This is a genomic window from Methylomicrobium sp. Wu6 (assembly GCF_035916875.1).
Taxonomy (GTDB): domain Bacteria; phylum Pseudomonadota; class Gammaproteobacteria; order Methylococcales; family Methylomonadaceae; genus Methylomicrobium.
Genome location: NZ_JAXUHN010000063.1, coordinates 15,760 through 34,162, shown reverse-complemented (window position 1 = coordinate 34,162; position 18,403 = coordinate 15,760). Strand labels below are relative to the sequence as shown.

Annotated in this window: 16 protein-coding genes; 4 read left to right on the top strand and 12 right to left on the bottom strand. The window is 49.6% G+C overall.

Translation table 11 applies throughout. The features are described from left to right. A partial coding sequence (locus U2W12_RS07255; RefSeq protein ID WP_326500001.1) for a hypothetical protein occupies positions 1-242 on the top strand: 242 nt, incomplete at its 5' end. 545 nt (positions 243-787) lie between these two features. Here the strand turns inward: U2W12_RS07255 and def are convergent. The 4 genes from def to U2W12_RS07235 form a co-directional block, all read right to left on the bottom strand. Continuing rightward, positions 788-1,306 (bottom strand): peptide deformylase, encoded by a 519-nt coding sequence (gene def, locus U2W12_RS07250; RefSeq protein ID WP_326500000.1) that lies wholly within the window; start codon positions 1,304-1,306, stop codon positions 788-790. Between the two features lie 105 nt (positions 1,307-1,411). Next, positions 1,412-3,502, bottom strand: a complete 2,091-nt coding sequence (gene ppk1 / locus U2W12_RS07245) for a polyphosphate kinase 1 (RefSeq protein ID WP_326499999.1) — start codon at positions 3,500-3,502, stop codon at positions 1,412-1,414. A 22-nt stretch (positions 3,503-3,524) separates the two neighbouring features. After that, a complete protein-coding gene (locus U2W12_RS07240) occupies positions 3,525-4,181 on the bottom strand; it encodes a class I SAM-dependent methyltransferase (protein ID WP_326499998.1) in 657 nt (218 codons plus the stop codon). 37 nt (positions 4,182-4,218) lie between these two features. Beyond that, positions 4,219-5,124 (bottom strand): pyridoxal-phosphate dependent enzyme, encoded by a 906-nt coding sequence (locus U2W12_RS07235; RefSeq protein ID WP_326499997.1) that lies wholly within the window; start codon positions 5,122-5,124, stop codon positions 4,219-4,221. Positions 5,125-5,177: 53 nt separating this feature from the next. Here U2W12_RS07235 and U2W12_RS07230 point away from each other — a divergent pair, with 53 nt between their 5' ends. Next, entirely contained in the window at positions 5,178-5,708 is a 531-nt protein-coding gene (locus U2W12_RS07230; RefSeq protein ID WP_326499996.1) for a DUF4231 domain-containing protein, read from the top strand. A 104-nt stretch (positions 5,709-5,812) separates the two neighbouring features. On the opposite strand, the gene U2W12_RS07225 is transcribed toward U2W12_RS07230, so the two are convergent. Then, complete coding sequence (locus U2W12_RS07225) at positions 5,813-8,248, bottom strand: AAA family ATPase (protein ID WP_326499995.1); 2,436 nt, start codon at positions 8,246-8,248, stop codon at positions 5,813-5,815. An 822-nt stretch (positions 8,249-9,070) separates the two neighbouring features. Between U2W12_RS07225 and U2W12_RS07220 the strand changes: the two genes are divergently transcribed. Next, positions 9,071-9,448, top strand: a complete 378-nt coding sequence (locus U2W12_RS07220) for a two-component system response regulator (protein WP_326499994.1) — start codon at positions 9,071-9,073, stop codon at positions 9,446-9,448. 188 nt (positions 9,449-9,636) lie between these two features. Here U2W12_RS07220 and U2W12_RS07215 read toward each other — a convergent pair whose 3' ends face one another. The 6 genes from U2W12_RS07215 to U2W12_RS07190 form a co-directional block, all read right to left on the bottom strand. Further along, positions 9,637-10,200 (bottom strand): ATP/GTP-binding protein, encoded by a 564-nt coding sequence (locus U2W12_RS07215; RefSeq protein ID WP_326499993.1) that lies wholly within the window; start codon positions 10,198-10,200, stop codon positions 9,637-9,639. A 6-nt stretch (positions 10,201-10,206) separates the two neighbouring features. Continuing rightward, positions 10,207-11,394 (bottom strand): HD domain-containing phosphohydrolase, encoded by a 1,188-nt coding sequence (locus U2W12_RS07210; protein ID WP_326499992.1) that lies wholly within the window; start codon positions 11,392-11,394, stop codon positions 10,207-10,209. Positions 11,395-11,423: 29 nt separating this feature from the next. Beyond that, a complete protein-coding gene (locus tag U2W12_RS07205) occupies positions 11,424-13,076 on the bottom strand; it encodes a bifunctional diguanylate cyclase/phosphodiesterase (RefSeq protein ID WP_326499991.1) in 1,653 nt (550 codons plus the stop codon). A gap of 581 nt (positions 13,077-13,657) precedes the next feature. Then, a complete protein-coding gene (locus tag U2W12_RS07200) occupies positions 13,658-14,494 on the bottom strand; it encodes an MBL fold metallo-hydrolase (RefSeq protein WP_326499990.1) in 837 nt (278 codons plus the stop codon). Between the two features lie 784 nt (positions 14,495-15,278). Then, positions 15,279-16,055: a serine O-acetyltransferase gene (gene cysE / locus U2W12_RS07195; RefSeq protein ID WP_326500003.1), complete on the bottom strand. Its 777-nt coding sequence runs from the start codon at positions 16,053-16,055 to the stop codon at positions 15,279-15,281. Positions 16,056-16,079: 24 nt separating this feature from the next. Beyond that, positions 16,080-16,814, bottom strand: a complete 735-nt coding sequence (locus U2W12_RS07190; RefSeq protein ID WP_326499989.1) for an RNA methyltransferase — start codon at positions 16,812-16,814, stop codon at positions 16,080-16,082. 89 nt (positions 16,815-16,903) lie between these two features. On the opposite strand from U2W12_RS07190, the gene U2W12_RS07185 reads away from it, so the two are divergent. After that, on the top strand, positions 16,904-17,698 hold the full coding sequence (locus U2W12_RS07185) for an inositol monophosphatase family protein (RefSeq protein WP_326499988.1): 795 nt from the start codon (positions 16,904-16,906) through the stop codon (positions 17,696-17,698). A gap of 97 nt (positions 17,699-17,795) precedes the next feature. On the opposite strand, the gene U2W12_RS07180 is transcribed toward U2W12_RS07185, so the two are convergent. Next, positions 17,796-18,287 (bottom strand): hypothetical protein, encoded by a 492-nt coding sequence (locus U2W12_RS07180; RefSeq protein ID WP_326499987.1) that lies wholly within the window; start codon positions 18,285-18,287, stop codon positions 17,796-17,798. Positions 18,288-18,403 lie beyond the last annotated feature (116 nt).

Genomic DNA, 18,403 nt, shown 5'->3' with positions numbered 1-18,403 from the left:
ACTCCAGCCATTTACGCCGTCGAATTCGAACCGCCTCACGGCATATCCTTTGCTGCTTTCCGATGGCTTTTACACTGGCGCCCGAGGCGAGCAATAAAATCGTCTCGGCACGCTCGCGCTCTTGCCAATCTGATCCTTTTTTAACGATGGCTCGCAAACATGCGTCATCGTTTTCTGATAGTTTTAATGGGCAACCCTTGCCAACTCTGTTTCCTGCTGGTTCTAAAAAGCTTTTAGTTTAACGCCAATCAACTTTCTGCGAGGCACTTATTCGGGTCAAACATCGGGTTATCAACCTCAAGCCGGCGACAATGTTTGCTACAAACTCATGTCCGATAAAGATGGAAAGATCAGGGTTTACGATACCTATATCCAAGGCCAGCCCACCTTACGTGCGTCCAATCCCAAAAGCGTTCCGCGTTATCAGAATGCCGGAAAACATAAACGGCGGAATATGTTTTGTACTGATCGCGTTGATTCCTATGGTATTTTCGGTTTGGCTGATCATCGATCAGCGTAATCTATTGCCCTTTTTTTGCCTATTCGGTCATGAGTTTAGTGACGTTTTTAGCATACGCCATGGATAAAACAAAAGCGATTAAAAACGAATGGTGAACCCAAGAATCGACCTTGCATCTGCTTGTCAAGTGATTTTCTGGATCATTGTCTCTTTGCATTTGGCATTCCGGGTCGATTTGATGTCTTTCGACAGCCTGTTGTTGAAAATGGTTGGATATAAAACTATCCCAATATCCAGTTGAATCGTCGGGCCTTCTTTAGGGATGCCCTAACTCAGCAATTTCGCATACTCGCTTTCGGAAAAAATGTCCCGGTTGCTTTCGACCCGGTCCAGAAAAACCAGGCCGTTCAGGTGATCGAATTCGTGTTGAAAAACGCGGGCTATGAAGTCGTGCAGACAGGCTTCGATGAAAGCGCCCTGTTCGTCGGTGTAGCCAATGCGGATTTCTTTGAACCTTGGGACCAGTGCGCGAATGCCCGGAATGCTCAGGCAGCCTTCCCAGCCTTTTTCTTTGGCATCCGACGCGGGCTGGAAAGAAGGATTGATCATCACGGTGGGTTCCATCATTGGCGCGTTCGGGTAACGCGGGGTAGGACGCGAGGCGATGATCACGATGCGTTGGGACGCGCCGATTTGTGGCGCGGCGAGCCCTACGCCCTGGGTATTCGCGAGAGTGGCTTTCATCGACGCGATCAGTGCGCGCGTTTCATCGCCGTTCATGTCGATTACCGGTTGGGCGTGCACCCGCAGTACGGCGGCCCCCAATTGCGCTATTTCTTTTATCATGCTCATGACCTCTATGCATCGGGTTTAAATTCAGTCAGGCGATACAAAATTGCCGAACCATTGTAACAGCCGCGCGACTAATCCGGACTCAAACCCGGTCGTCAGTCAACCCTGCATTTCTTGCAGCAGCTGCGTTTGCGCCTGCACCGGTTCCTGGTCCTCGGTTCGTTTTATACGCCGGTAATGGCCGTCCGGCTGCAGGATCCAGGCTTGCGTATTGTCATTCAGATACAAATCGATCTCGCGCAGGATGCGGTTTTGCAGCTTTTTATTGCCGATCGGGAAAAATACTTCCACGCGGCGGAACATGTTCCGGTTCATCAAATCGGCGCTCGACGCATAAATTTCCTGATTGCCGTCATTATAAAAAATATAGACGCGTTCATGTTCGAGGAAGCGGCCGATGATCGAGCGCACTTCGATATTTTCGGAAACGCGAGGAATGCCGGGGCGCAGCGTACAAATCCCGCGCACGATCAGTTTGACTTCGACGCCGGCCTGGGAGGCGCGGTATAACGCCTGGATAGCCTGTTCTTCGACCACCGCATTGACTTTGATCACGATTTTCGCCGGCTTGCGTTTCTTGGCAAAGTCGATTTCGCGCTCTATCTTTTCCAGGATGCCGCTATGCAGCGTAAACGGCGATTGCAGCAGTTTGTTCAGCTTGGTCACCTTGCCCAGGCTGGTCAGTTGGGCAAAGACGCGGCGGACATCCTCGCCCAGCTCCTTGTCGCAGGTAAAAAGGCCGTAATCGGTGTAAAGCTCGGTCGTTTTCGGATGATAGTTGCCGGTGCCGAGGTGAACATAGTTGATCAATTCCTTGCCTTCCCGGCGCAACACCAGACACATCTTCGCATGCGTCTTGTAGCCGACGACGCCGTACACCACATGCACCGCGGCCTCTTGCAGTTTCGAGGCCAAATCGATGTTGGCCTTTTCGTCGAAGCGGGCGCGAAGCTCGATCACGACCGTTACTTCCTTGCCGGCCCGGGCTGCCTTAATCAGTGCGTTTACGATCGGCGAATCGGCGCCGGTCCGGTACAGGGTTTGTTTGATCGCCAACACTTCCGGCGAAGCCGCGGCCTGGCGCAGAAATTCGACGACCGGCGAAAACGACTCGAACGGATGGTGCAACAAAATGTCTTGCCTGCGGATTGCGGCGAACATGTCCTTGTTGCGCGCGAATTGGGCCGGCGTACTTTGTTTGAATGGAACAAACTTTAAATCGGGGCGATCCACCATCCGGATCATTTCTTGCAATCGGTTCAGATTGACCGGGCCATCGACCAAGAACAAATTCTGCTTCGTCATTTCGAAACGGGCGAGCAGAAAGGCGACCGTTTCGTCCGGGCAGTTCGCATCGATTTCGAGCCGGACTTCATCGCCGTAATTGCGCATCGCCAGTTCGCCTTCGACCGCGAGAAGAAGATCGTCAATGGCATCGTCATCGACGAAAAAGTCGCTGTTGCGAGTCACCCGAAATTGATAACATCCCTTGATGTTCATGCCGTTGAACAATTGATCGAGGAAGGCGTGAATGATCGACGACAGGAACACAAAATCATGTGGGCCGCTATGCGTTTCCTCGGCAGGCAGTTGCACGATGCGCGGTAGTGCGCGCGGGGCCTGCAAAATCGCGCGGCCACTGTTGCGCCCGAAGGCGTCTTTGCCGGTCAGCGAGATGATGAAGTTCAAGCTTTTGTTCAGGATGCGCGGGAAAGGGTGCGCGGAATCCAGCCCGACCGGCGTCAGAATCGGCAGCACTTCTTCATTGAAATAAGTTTGCAGCCATTTCAATTGCGCTTCATTCCAGTCTTTACGGCGGATGAACTTGATGTTTTGCTCGCGGAGCTTGGGAATCAAAATTTCGTTTAGCACCTGATATTGCTCGGCGACCAGCTCATGCGCCTTGATCGAAATCAGCTCCAATTGATCGTTCGGCGTCAGGCCGTCGGAACCGGTCACCTTTGGGTCGATCGCAGCCATCTGAATCACCGATGCAACCCGGACTTCGTAAAATTCGTCCAGGTTCGAGCAGGAAATGCACAGATAGTTGAGCCGTTCGAGCAGCGGCATATGTTCATTCCGGGCTTGTGCCAGCACTCTTTTATTGAATTCCAGCAGGCTCGCGTCGCGGTTGATATAGAATTCCGGTTTTTGCAGGTCGATGGCGGGGATGGCTTCGGTAGTGTCCATGAGGGTCCTTAACGATAACGGATCAGGCAATGATGCCTTTGATAAAAACGTGACGGTCGCTGATTTGCTCGATTTCCAGCGGCAAGCCGGCCTCCCTTAGCTGGCCGGCGATTTCATCGAGCGTAAAGGCGGCCAGCAGCGAATGATAAAAATCGCGCCTCAAAATGTCCGCTTCATTTGTCGCATAAGCCTCGACCAGGGCTTCCGCTGCCTCGCGGGTAGGGGGCCGCAGCAAATCCATCACCGCGATGCGGGCGCCGGGCCGAGTGGCGTTTTTGATCGTTTGCCACAGAATTTGCGGGTCGGGTAAATGATGTAACAAGCTGTTGCAGAATATGATCGCATAAAATTGTTGCGGCAATATCACAAAAGGCAGGTGGCCGTGAATCAGGCGGATTCTGTCTTTGATCGGTGCGGTGAAGGTTTCCGCATGTTCAAGCATCGCCCGGGAGCCGTCAACCGCATCGATCCTGCTGAACGGAAAGGCATTCGCGAAGCGCACCAAGATGTCGCCCGGCCCGCAGCCTAAATCGAGCGCGGCGCCGTTGAAATTCGGTTCGGCAACAAAATCTTGCAGGCGGTCGATGAATTGCCGATGCGGAATTTCGAAGTCGGCTTCGGCATAGGCTTTTACCTGGTCCGGGTCTTCCATCAATTCGGGTTCCATTTGTCTATCCATCGTGTTCTATCGTTGATTCTCTTCAGTCAGGCAGGGTTTATATGTTGTTGAATCCGCGCCTGCCCTGCAAGCCTCCGGTATGCACCGCGACGATGCGCTGACCCGGCTCAAAATAACCCTTGGAGATCATATCGTACAAGCCATAAAGCATTTTCCCGGTATAAACCGGTTCGAGCGTGATTTGCTGGGCTAATTCAAAAGCGCGAATGAATTCGATCAATTCAGGCGTGGTTTTTGCGAAACCACCGAAATGATAATCCTGATTGATGCGCCAGTTAGTGTAAGGCTTGAGCAACAGTTCTTCTACGTCGGCTATCAAAAAATCCGCGTTTTTGAGCGCAGCAAAACCGAGCGCTGTTTGCGCGCCGTCGAGCCCGGCGATGCAGCCCGCAAGTGTCGTGCCGGTGCCGCAGGGCAGGCACAGTACATCGAAGGGCATGCCGATTTCTTCGACCAGCTCTGCGACGCCTTTCAGTGCAAAGGGCTGCGCGCCGCCTTCCGGCAGCCAATATTGTCCCGTTCTGATGCCCGGCAGGTCAAAAGGTTCACGGTATTGTCTGAGCAATCGGTAATCGGTGCGCGAGATGAAACGCAGTTCCATGCCCCAACTCCGGCAGTCGTGCAAGGTAGGGCTTAATTCTGGCGGCTGTTCGCCCCGAATAAAACCGATGGTTTTAAGACCCAACACTTTCCCTGCATAAGCCAGCGCATGCAAGTGGTTCGAATAGGCGCCGCCCATGCTGATCAGCGTGTCCGATCGTAATGCGAATGCGTGATCGAGGATGAATTTCAGCTTGCGCCATTTATTGCCGGATATGATAGGATGCAGTCTGTCGTCTCGTTTGATCCACAATTCGATAGTTTCGGGTAGTTCGGCGTCAATAACACGGATCAGCGGCGAGGGTTGTATGATTGACTTCAGGTAAGGCAGGTCGAAATGCATCGGACTATTGCGTTGTTACGGAATCAAGCGGGTTTTTGTGCGGAGAAAATGTCATGACGAACCAATCGAAAGAAGCGAATTCTTTTGCTCCATGGGTGCAGGTCATCGAAAGCCGCAAGGAAAAGGCCGCGTATTATTTCGAAAGCGTTCTCGAAGGTCAAAGGAACTGGTATCAGAGCAAGGCCGGGCTGCATAAGTACAGGCATTTGTTTTTCGCGATAGCGGTCATCGTGATCGGCGCGCTGATTTCGGTGATCCAGGTATTTGCCGATCAATTTTGGGTTGCCGGCGTAACCGCCTTGCTGGGCGCGGGTGTGACAGTGCTGAGGTCGGTCGATACGCTGCTGCGCTCGAATGAAACCTGGCAGGCCTACCGGAAAGCCGAAGAAGGCATGAAGCGGGAATATCGGCTTTACATCAACAATGCCGGCGACTACACGCAGGCGGCCGACGAAGAAATTGCTTACCGCTTGCTGGTCGAGCGTGTCGAAATGGTGATCGCGGAAGAACAGCAATTATTCTGGCAGTATCATAGCGTTGCCGCCAGTGAGGCAGTCGCTCAAAACGCAAACAGCAGCCGCTGACAATTTTCGAATCGGTAGAATGTCTTTCGGCATGGGTGCAAGCCTGTCTGGTTCGGCATATTGCTTGACCGAGGAATGAAATTCCTGACGTTTTTCTTCTATTATTAGCTAATAGGGTTAACGGGCGGCAGCAAGGTTTTGAGTATATTAGTCGCCGGCTCGCGGATCTCTGGTGCGATGCCATTCAAGTAAAGCGGATTGTCGCACGAAATTGCCATTAAGGCCTCACGCAATGGCCGCCAGCGCTGCCCCGCTTTTCCGCTTTCAAATAAAGTCAGCAAAAGTTGTTTCCATTCTTTATCCTTATGCAGCGCTTGTTTTAACAAATTCAGCGTATTTGTCCAGAAAGATTGATGAAAATCATCGCATCCTTCTTCCAGGTATCGGCGAAAATGCATATCAAAGTCTGTTTTGCGGTTTGTATGCAGGAGTAGGGCAAGCAGCGTGTACAAGGCATGAAAGTTTTTTGCGTCCAGCATGACGGCGCGCTCCGCGAGACAGACGGCTTCCGTTAAATTGTCCCCACGCTGTAACAGCAGTCGAGCCAAATTGTTATAGTATTCAGCATTCTCCGAATTCAGAACGATGGCTTGGCGGAAGGCATATTCCGCGTCCGCGAAGTTTATTGGTTCAAGCTGTAGAAAAGTTCCAAAACTGTTCCACAGTGTCGCGGACTGATGACTTTCCAGGAGCGCATGGTATGCTTTTTTGCACACCTCGGGCGTCACGGCCGTCGGCCAGGATTCGCAAGGAAAATTGAAGTAAGCTGCAATGGCCAATAACTCGGGGAAACCGTATCTCAGGGCAGCGGCCTGCGCTCCTTCCATATCGTTGCAGCCGGCTATTTCGCCCGCGGCAACGGCACTGTAATAACGACCGATACTCGGCCCAAATACGGTGGAATGTTGTTGATATTCACTGCGTAAAATGGCATACAAATATTCCCATTGAGTGCTGGATAGCGTAGCCGACAAACGGGCTGTCGCATCCTTTTCCTCTTTCAATAGCGCTAAGCTGCCGCAAAATAACTCTGTGCAGTGTTGTTTATCGAAATCGGTTTCTTGTACCGCCAACGCGGTCTGGAAAAGTTGGCGAATTTCACGCATATGCATCATGCGTTTCAAGCGGGGTCCCAGTTCGGTATCGTGATAACCCATGATATCGAAATCCAATAAATCCTGGATTTTATTATGGGTATCCTGAATCGTAAGCAACGCGGCTAATGCTTGATTTTCGAGTGCCATGCGCAAGCCGGCATCATCGACGGCGTGCGCTAGAACCATACTGTACCCGGCTTCCGAACTTCGTTGAATATCCTTGCTTAAACATTGTCCGGCGTGGCTTTGCAGTTCGCTGGCATGGCAAAAAATCCGCAAAAAACGAGCCAGCCAGAGCAGTTTTTGCCGTGAACGAAGTCGGCCGTAACGCATCATATACCAGATATTGAAAAACCGTTCGGCGAGTTGAAATGCAACACGTTTACCCGTGGGGGGGGGTTGCTTCTCAACCACGCCTTGTTGTTCCAGACGGCTTAACTGCGCCGATACCTGATTGACGGGCCAATCCAACAAATCAGAAAGATGATGCGCGGTAATCGGGTCCCAATGCAACGCTAAAGCATCGACCAATTGCTGGGCCTGCTGGGGAAACTCTTCGAAGCGCGTTTTATAAACAGGCGTAACGCGATCGAGCAAGCCATCCAAGTCATTCAGGATATTACCGTTTTGCAGATTTTGTTTAAGTACTTTGTACAGCAGCACAATGGTGCGCGGATTGCCACCGGTAAGGGTATGCAGTGCTTTGATGCGACCGGGATCATTATCGATCAACGTGAGGATGTGCGGGGCATTGTTGCTCTCCGCAAGCTTGCGCAGCGTTTCTATCGTTTCATCCAAACTCAAACCTTTAAGCAGGTCCATTTTGAAAATGCCGGCAATCGTTTCGTAATCTGCTTCGTTTGTGATGATACCGGAATTGCTGGTGCCGATAACCACAATACGGGATTCGGTTTTGAGTATCTCCCACAATAGTCGCCGTTCATCTTTGAGGCGGCGCAATATCAGATCGAAGTTATCAATCAGCATCAATAGACGTTTCTGATTTTTGTCGGCTTCATCAAGCAACAGCTTTAAAGCATTGGACGCGTCGTGCTTGGGCAGTAAGGCAATTTTGTCTTCCAGTTGCCGCGCCGCTTCTTTCTTGCCGCCTTGATCCATTACTTCAATCAACGAATAAAGGCAATTGAGCCAAAGATCAGCTAGATAAGCAACATTATATTGTTCTTCGGGAAACGTTAATGCCAGCCACTCGTTGTTTAATGCTTCCTCTTCCTCGATTGCAACGGCGATACGGCGCAGTAACGTGGTTTTTCCCATGCCGTGCAAGCCTGACAGCAACCGATGCTGCGGATTTTTGGGCTGAAGATCTGCAAGAATCGATTCCAACAAATCATGCCTTGCAACAAAGCTGTATTTCAGGCTTTGGCGGCAGAGCAGGCCTGAATTGTAAACGGCAAAGACACTTCCGATATCGTCTTTCATTATCTCGTTACGTAAATCGGTTTAATTAATATAGCTATTAAAGCGAGTGAATTCTTTGGGCAGTTTCAATAATAGCATGAATAGTGTGTGGTTATAACATTTTGTTTTGTAATGTTTTTATCATCCGTGCGGTTATAAATGCTGAAAATCGGTAAAAATGAATTGCACTTAATACGATCGTCAGGTTTGTTGTTACTGCGTGGGTATTTGGTGTTTTTTAGTTTGAAGTTCAGGATCTTACCGCAGCTTGCTTTTTCTAAAATTCTCTTTCCTTGCTTCCTTGTATCGAATGGGGCAGGGGGGCGCGGTAGTCAACTCGCGACGAGTCGTGGCTTTTTTAAATTAAGCTTTTGGGGTTGAGCATGGACGAAACGATGGTTAAGCGGAAAAAATTTGATTAATAAATTTAATATACATTATAAAACAAAACAGATTTGTTTTATAATGTATATTGTGAGCGAAGCACCTTGCAAGTGGTGCTGCAGGCAAGTCAATGCGGAATGCAACATTGGTTCAACCGATAGGAAAAGCGTGGCGTTAATATTGCTCGTATAAACCGTACGCTACAGAAAAGTCAATTCTGGACCTTTAAAATGCCGGCAGGCGCGGCGTATCGCTTTATGACAGTAAACGCTATAAAAACAAGATTACATGCCGGTACTTGAAAATTTGTTTTATAAAGCCGGAAGACGAAAAAAACCAAAACCGTAGCGCAGTTTAATTTAAAACAACGGAATCCGGTGTTTTCATTTTTTGCCTCGGCAAACATCATTCAGTTTTTAATAACAACAGTGACTTATAAACTAAACCAAAGGATATGCCATGGCAACACAAAACATTTTATTCTGCGATGAATCGATTACGGACCCCGAGTATCTAAAAAATATTTTGGCAAGCGCAAATTGTGGTTTGATAATCACGAAGACCGGCAATGAGGCTATTAAGAAAGCCAAATCGGAAAAGCCCGATTTCATTTATATGAATATTGTGTCGCTGGGAGTTGATAGTTATTCAGTCGTGCTCTGCTTGCGTAATGATCCAGAAACAAGAAGCATTCCAATCGTTTTCTACAGCAGCAAGCAGCAAACAGCCGATAGCATTTGGGCCAAGATGCAGACCGAGACAACAATAAAAGCCAAACGCAATCTTAAAGAGACGCCTCACGAATATGGAGACTCTAAAAATTACACAATTCATTGATATTTTATCGATGTCTATGATAAAGAAGGGGCTGTCGAAGTTGCAAGCACTTGGTCGGAGGGTTTTTTAACGATGACCCATCGTGTAAAAATACCGACTACCGGCCAGGAAGCAGGTAGTCGGCGCCAAGGATGGCAAGCTCAATTCGTCTCTGCGGGCTCTTCTGGCGTTATATGCGGGCAATGCCCTCAGCCGGTTAGTTTGAAATTGTAGTTTTCCGTTCGCTCGATTTCGGTCAGCAAGCGTCTCATGGTTCTCTCGACATGGTCCTTTTCGCGCGCATCCAAACGCATCACCGGAATATTGAAATTTTTCGAAATGCAATAATTGTGATAGTCGATCAATCCGGTATCGGTGCGTGTGTCGTCATAGTGGGTTACACCTATTACGGCGGGTTTGTCTTTTAAAAAATGGCCGTGAAATTTCAGATAATAATCCAATTCCTCCATAGGATTGTCGCCGCCATTATCGATCATGACCATCATGCCCGAAGCGCCTTTGCATAGCAATGACCCCATAAAATCAAAGCGTCTCTGCCCGGGCGTGCCGTAAAGATGCAGCTTAGCACCTTCTATATGCACAATGCCGTATTCCATGGCAACGGTAGTTGTCTCTTTGCGGTGTAAGGCTTGTCTTTCGGACGCCGAGGCTTCAGTGCCGGCTACAGGTATTTCACTGATAGTCCTGATCGAAGTTGATTTGCCGGAGCCGACGCTGCCGACCACAATGATTTTGAGCTCTTTTTTGTTCATAAAATCTCAACATCCTAAAAATACAGGGGAATTTACGGAAATGGAAGTGCCGGTTCGCGCCTTCCATGATTGTTTTTCCAAATCATCATCTTGGAATTTCTGGTAATCGTCCTGAAACTGTTGTTGTATAAGTTTTATTGACTCTAGGCTTTGCAATAAAGCGTCGACACAGTCCCTGTCGAATTTTATTCCTGCCATTTGTTGGAGCCAGGTTAAAGCCTCTTGATTACTCCAGGCAGGTTTATAGGGGCGTCTGCTAGTCAACGCATCAAAGACATCGGCAACCGTGACTATTCTGGCTTCAAGTGGAATGTTATGTCCCTTTAAACCGTAGGGATAGCCGCTGCCATCGACGGCTTCGTGGTGATATTCAACGATGTTGCGCAGAATTTCGACATTTTCCAAATTGCCCAGATCGAAATATTTCATGATGTTGTCGATCATCTCTCTACCGAGCGAAGCGTGGTTCCTCATGATTCTTGTTTCATCGGCATTGAGGGGGCCGGTTTTCAGCAATATGCTGTCGGGAATGGCAATTTTGCCGATATCATGTAATGGTGCAAAGCTATAAACGTGTTCGATAAAATTGTCGTCATAACGGTATTTGTTTGCCAGCGATGCGGCGATGATCCGAGCATAGCGCGACATCCGGTCCAAGTGGCTGCCAGTTTCCGGGTCGCGGAAATGCGTAATATGAAGCGTGGTTTTTATGGTCGCGGTTAATATCTGTGTGGTGGACAATTCGTTGGCTACATGCGACGAAATCAAATGTCCGTATAAATCGAGTTTATTCAGGATATTTTCCGTGAATACCTTGGTTTTTAGAGAATTAAAAAAAAGAAACCCGACGAACACGCCATTGCAATAAATAGGCTGGGTATAACTCGCCATATAAGCCGAACGACATAGACGCTTGCTATGTTCCCGGATGCCGTTCTCGAAGGTCGCCATGTTATTCACTACGCGCGGGCGACCACCTTGAAGTAAAATTTCCTTGAGAGAAGGGGCATCATCCAGGTGTACCTGATAATTGGATAATGGATCCTCCTTGCCGCTGCTGTGCATATAGGTCTTAATAATGGCAGTCTTGGGGTCGTATAAGGCAACGGAAATGCGAGCGATAAAAGGCATTTCTTCATGGATCAAATTGTGGACATGAAGCAATTTTTCTTTAAGTGGTTTATCGCTGTTCAAGGCGGAAAGTCGATCCTGGTGATAAAACATTATATTTTCTCGATTTCCAGGCTGATGGGGCATTTGTGATAATCCGAGGATTCGGCATTCCAAGAAGGGGGGTAATACATTCGGCAATCTATTTTCGGATGCGGCATTCCTAAATAAAAACCTTGCGCATAATCGACGCCCATGTCGCGCAACGTTTCATAAATTTCCTTATTTTCGACATATTCGGCGATGACGCCGATATCTAAATCTCGGCAAAGATTGAACAGGTTATGCACTCGTGCGTAATCGATTTTGGAGTTCAACATGTTGCGCACGTATGCGCCGTCGATTTTTGCATACTCAAAGCGCAATTCGCGTAAATAGTGGAAAGAGTTATGATCGCTGCCGAAATCGTTCAGCGCGAAACCAAACCCCTTGTCTCGCAACCGATTGATAAACCGGCGCATTTCTTTTATGTTTTTGATCGCATCGAGTTCGGTGATTTCAAAAACGATGCTGCTTGGTGGAATCCTCATGTGTTCGCCCAATTCTTCGGCATAGCCGAGAATGCCCCCGCTTTCAATCTCCTGGGCGGAGAGATTGATAAACATTTTAGGTTTTACAAGCTTGCAGTTCGCTACTCCGCAAGTGCTCTGTATCTCGAAAGCCTTGTTGATAATGGTGCGGTCAAATTCACACGCAAGACCATATCTTTCGATGGTTTCGATGAAACTGTCAGCCCAAATGATGTTGCCGTTTGGATCCTTGAGTCGAGCTAATGCTTCGTAACCAAATATGGCTCCGGTTTGGCAGTCGATAATCGGCTGAAAATATAAAAGGAAGCGGTCTTCGCGCATCGCTACGCGCAGAGATTCAGCTTTGTCCGGATTATTGCGCTTCAATTGCGTTCTGTCAGTAACCTGATGAAAGCTGCAGATTGCATCTTTACCGTTTTTTTTGACGCTGTGCATTGCTAGGTCGGCGCTTGCCAATAAATCGTGAGCATTACCCCCATCGTGGGGATAAGTCACAATTCCGATCGACACAGTAATGTGAAACGGTTTGTCTTCGCTTGAAGTGAAAATCAGTTCTTTAAGTTTCGCTCGGACGCTATTGGCGACACGCGCTGCGCCTGTGCGGCCTGATTCAGTCAAAATAATCCCAAATTCGTCGCCTCCGATGCGTGTCGCCAAATCATTCTTGCGGCTATGATTGAGAAGTATTCCGCCCAGAGAACGCAGCGCTTGATCGCCTATAGAATGTCCATAGGTATCGTTGATATTTTTAAAGTTGTCGATATCCAGCAACAATAACGAAAAGCCTTTGTCGTTGCGTTCCGAGCATTTAATCTCGTGTTCGAGCATTCTTTTGAAATGGCGACGGTTATATAAGTCTGTCAGCGGGTCGTGAAGAGCAGCGTATTGCAGTTCCGACAAAGTGCGTGACAAGGCTTTGCTGGAGCCAACGACCATAACCAGAACCGCGAGAATGGAATGGATGATGCTGTCTTCGTGCGCGGTAATTTTCTTGCCGGGAGCAAAGGCCATGCCCACTAGCCCACTAACACCTGGAGCATGCTGAGGGATAGCGGCTGTTAGTAGCGGCATATTGCTTGCCGAATACGGTTCGGCATTGATGATGTCCAGGGTAAATTCTTCAAGCGCGAACAGGGCGTCGTGAAGTTGAAATGCTTTGGAGAGATGCTGCGTCAATGCAGTGTGTACCTGACTTTGAAATGATTTCGAATAAGCCCCCGCATAAAAGACATGCAGCGATTTTTCATTTTCTTCTCTGAAAGCGATAAAAAAATAATTGAATGGAAAGGTCTGATGGAAGTCTCTGAGAATTTCCTGGACGAATTCTTTCCAGTGAATCACCCTTTCATGCGATAGCACGATGCGCTCAAGAATCTGCTTCTGTCGATCGAAAAGTCGTTTTTCGATAAGGGTTTCGGAAAGTTGGTCGATCGTAATGTTGAACCCTTGCATAAGCGTTTGCAGATATTGCCTGTCTACCAGCCATTGCTTGACGCGTTCGCTTAACAGCAGTTTGAGGCACTCACCCATTCGTGCATAGTCTGCCGCTATTTTGCTTAGCGGTGCATCGTAATTCGGCAGATTTTGAATTTTCTGTGCAACTGCCAACTGTGCTGATATTTCGTAGTGCAGGTTGTGGATCATTTCCACAATATTCGAGACATAAATCTGATTGCGGGTCTGGCTTTCCAGCAATGAAGCCAATTGGGTGACCACTTGGATACGCAATGCATCAAAATAATTATCTGATTTAGTATTCATAATCCTATCGATACGAAAAAATACATTGACGGTTGCAATTGGAGAATAGTGTGCTCGGTAAGTGGCATCGCGAAACGTCCGCCACCCTGCATCAAATCAATACCGCCTTGAAGATTCTTGATCCAGGAAAGGAAGTGCCCTATCAACGCATCTCTGTAGATAGGGTCATGCTGTGGAGCCGGCCTTGCAGGTTGCAGGCCAGCAATCCTATGTAGCCAGCAACGTATGGTCTTGATAGAGCGTATGTAACGCTGATGAAATGCTTTGATGGAGGGAAGATGGCTGACAAAATCGCCAACGGAAGGATCATCGTTGTCACTCGGCATCATTGCTGCGCCAATGTCGCCGGTAAACAAAATTTTGGACTGTGCGCCGTAGGCGTTAACTCGAATTTTCGAAGGCTGAAAATGTGCCGACAGGATTTTCAACCGGAAGCCTCGTTCCGGTCCACAGACCATGCCTTCGTCCGCTATACCGGCAAACCGCTTTATGCCCTTGAGTCCGTAGTGCGGCAAAAAACGCAGCCAGATTTGCGAAACATGGACTGGAAAGTCGTAAGGATCAGGCCGGGCCGCAAGTCCGCCGATAATGCCGGGATTCTGATGTGAAAGGTTGATCGCCGGTCTTGGGCCGGGATTAAGATAGCCGAGCGCCTCGGCAAGTGCGCGGGGCATTCCGCCAAAACCTCCCGGATCGAGCAGTACGCCGGCATCGTCGTGCATAACCGAATACCGGATGGAGCGAACGCCGTTTTCTTCGGTAAGCTCGTTTTCGCTGAACGAAATGAAACGATGATGTTCCGATTCGAATAAGCCGATATTACGCATAGCCATCCTTCAGTCACTCTTAATATGGATAGTTTTTTTATTATTTTTATTTACTCGCCTAAAACACAGCGAGTATCCACAAAGGTTTTTGGCTTAGAAACTTAAGCTTGACCTTGACTTTATTCCGCCTAACTCTTGCTCCCTTTTCGGGAGCCATCTCCCGGCAGAAAACATTGCCTTGCGTATTAACCCCTTTTTTTACTCCACCGACATCGGCCGTGATGGCGTAGGGGCGCTTCACAAGCGGCGGATGGGGTGGGTATAACGATAGCGCTATATTAAAAAATAACGAATCAATAACGTGCTTTCAAAAGTATAAAACAAAAATTTTGTGTTTCAAGTTTTTTTGCATGACCGGAGTTTTTGCCCGTTATGGTTTTGCCAGCGCTTGAAGGCGTTATCGAGCGCTTTGCCGAAGAGGTCATGCGTTGAGACACAGAACGAACGCGGGACAACGAAAGTATTAGCCGCCTAAATGATTTTGGCTCAATCAAAAGAGCCGATCGAAAAATGCGAGGAAATGGCTGCTAAAGAAAGAGCGGTTGGGCGATTTCGCGCACAATGACCTTACTTACACACTCTCCATTGCCGAGCTATTCATGGAAAAGGCGAAGACTTCCATTGGATTGAAGGCCACTTTGGCTATTTTGACTGGTGTTCATGAGACAGGGAAAAATGTGTCGCGGACTCCATCGAAAACATGGGGGGGCGTTTTCGATGGAAGCCTTCCAAGCTGGAACTAGAGGGGGGGCAGGATTATTGATTTCGGGATGTTGTTTTTGACTGGACCCTAATCCTTTTTTTGCTCGTTCTGATAACTGTCCTCGATTTCACAGCCGTCCAGCTTGGGAGTCGGCGGCGGTTCGGGGTATCGAATGCCGGCTTCGTCGAGGGCTTTTTTCATGTTTTCAAGCTGTTTGTCCATGGACTGGATGTGGTCGAGCATCCGGTTTATCGCATTGGCGACCGGGTCGGGCATGTCGGCTTTCGCGCCATAAGGGTCGAAGCCCATCCGGTAGGCGATTGCCTCTCGTTCCGTGCTCTCTTTTTTGATGTTCGGATCGATCAGATGGCCTGGAATGCCGACGACCGTGGCGCCGTCTGGCACCGGTTTCAATACCACCGAATTCGATCCGATCCGCGCGCCCTGGCCGATGTCGATCGGCCCCAGGATTTTCGCGCCGGCGCCGACCACCACTCCGTCATGCAGGGTAGGGTGGCGCTTGCCTTTCTTCCAGGAGGTGCCGCCGAGCGTGACGCCGTGATAGAGTGTACAGTCATCGCCGATCACGGCGGTTTCACCGATCACCACCCCCATGCCGTGGTCGATGAACAAACGCCGGCCAATTTGTGCGCCGGGGTGAATTTCGATGCCGGTCAACCAGCGGGCGATATGCGAAATGAAACGCGCAAGCCAGTGGAAGCCGGCCTTCCAGCAGCGATGGCTGAGGCGGTGAATCATCACCGCATGAAAGCCCGGATAGGCGGTGATTACTTCCCATACCGACTGCGCGGCCGGGTCGCGCTCGAAAACGCAGGCAATGTCTTCTTTGATTCTGGCGATGATAATGTGCATATACCGTCCTTAATATTAGGGTTTCTGGCTTTTTTTATGTCCCTGCGACATTCTCAGGATACCCCGCAAAATATCGACTTCCTTGGTGTCGAGTTCTATCCGGTTATAAATCCGGCGCAATCGACGCATGATCGATTGTGACTTGTCGGTCTGGGTAAAATCAATATCGATCAGCGTTTGATGCAGATGGTCGTAAAATGATTCCATCTGCTCCGCTGTCGCCAATGGGCATTCGCCGCGGTCGCCGGTGGCTTTGCGTTGATCACTGCCGGCGGCGACGAACAACTCGTAGCAGATGACCTGCACCGCCGCGGCAAGATTTAGCGAACTGAAGGCCGGATTGCAGGGGATGTGCAGCAGGTAGCGGCACATGTCGAGTTCCTCGTTGGTTAGCCCCGAATGTTCGCGGCCGAACACGAGCGCGATCTTTTCGTCGGCATGGCGGGTGAGGATTTCGGCGACGCATTCCCGCGGCGTCAGTTCCGGCCAACTGATCGTTCGCGAACGCGCGCTGGCGCCGAACACGACCTGGCAGTCGGCGATCGCTTCGCGCAAGGTGTCGCAGACCATCGCTCGGGCCAGAATGTCATCGGCTCCCGATGCGCGCGAAGTCGCGTCCGCGCTCGGGAATATTTTCGGCGCGACCAGCCTGAGATTGGTCATCTGCATGTTTTTCATCGCCCGGGCAACAGCGCCGATATTGCCGGGGTGCGTGGTTCCGACCAGAACGATATTAATGTGGGACAGCAACGCGGTGCCTCGTCATTCAAAAAAGCCTCAAGTTTATCAAAAGATTTGGTATCCTATAACGTTTTATCTGCTCCTTATCAATTCCGTCTATGCAACCGATGCTCAACATTGCCGTTCGCGCCGCCAGAAGCGCGGGCGATCTGATTTTGCGCTCGACCGACGCCATCGGTCATCTTCAAATCGATCAAAAAGGTAAAAACGATTACGCCAGCGAAGTCGACCGCAAGGCGGAGCGTGAAATCATCAACATCATCCGCGCGGCCTATCCCGATCACGCGATTTTGGCCGAGGAAAGCGGCGCGCACCAGGGCAATGATTTCGTCTGGGTAATCGACCCCCTGGATGGCACCACCAATTTTCTGCACGGCTTTCCGCAGTTTGCGGTTTCAATCGCTTTGAAACACAAGGGCAAGCTCGAAGTCGGCGTGGTGTACGATCCGCTTCGCGACGAATTGTTTACCGCCAAGCGTGGCGGCGGCGCGATGTTGAATAACCGGCGGATTCGGGTGACAAAACAAAGCACCCTGAAAGGCGCGCTGATCGGAACGGGCTTTCCGTTCAAGACAGACCAACACCTGGACGCCTATGTCGGCATGTTTAAGGCGATCACGACCGATTCGGCCGGCATCCGCCGGGCCGGCGCCGCCGCGCTCGATCTGGCTTATGTCGCGGCCGGGCGTCTGGATGGCTTTTGGGAAATCGGCATCATGGAGTGGGATATGGCGGCGGGGATTCTGTTAATCAAGGAAGCCGGCGGCGTGGCGACCGATTTTTCGTTCAACGACAATTACCTCGAAAACGGTAACGTGATCGCTGGCAATCCGAAGATGCATCAACTCCTGTACAAGTTGATCGAGCCGCATGTGACCGAGAGTTTGCGGTAGCGTGACCAACGCCTCGTACGCGTTTGCCCGCTTTTAAACAAGAATGCGGTGGGCGGAAAATGTGCCGCCCATTATTAACTTCTTAAGCGGGGCCGTTTCATTGTGGGCAGGTGGACGGGATCAGAGGATCGTCCGTATTGACCAACTTAAAAGTCCACTTGCATTGACCCACTGCCTGCCCTTTAGAGCTGTATATTGAGTTACCGGTCAATGATCCCTTGGCTTTGCTGCGATTGATGACTACCTTCAGGTTTGCAATCTCGGCAATGGTGGAGGTGAGATCGGGTCCTGTCGTGCAATTAGCTATCGCTGCCTGTCCATTGGTGTCGCGCTTCTTGTTATCGTTGATCACGAAACCCGTAAAATTAGCGGCTATAACATTATTAACATCCAACCACCGAACGGATAATTCATTTCCTGTCTGGCTGATTTTCAGGCTCTGGTTCTTTTCCACAAATGGGAACGTTGCTCCACCGAAGCTGGAGCAGTTGAACTTACCCGCCCATGTGCCCGTGAGATCAAGCGCACCGGCTGGCGCTGATATAAGCAGAAGAGCAAGTGATAAGGAAGTGAAACGTATAGGTATCATGGTATGAGCGCCATCGAGAAGGAAAAATAAGCTAACGAATTATCGATAGAATATTAGAAATTTGCACGCAGTTCCAGGGAAAAGTGTGTTATTTGCCGCATTGGACTATGTCTAAT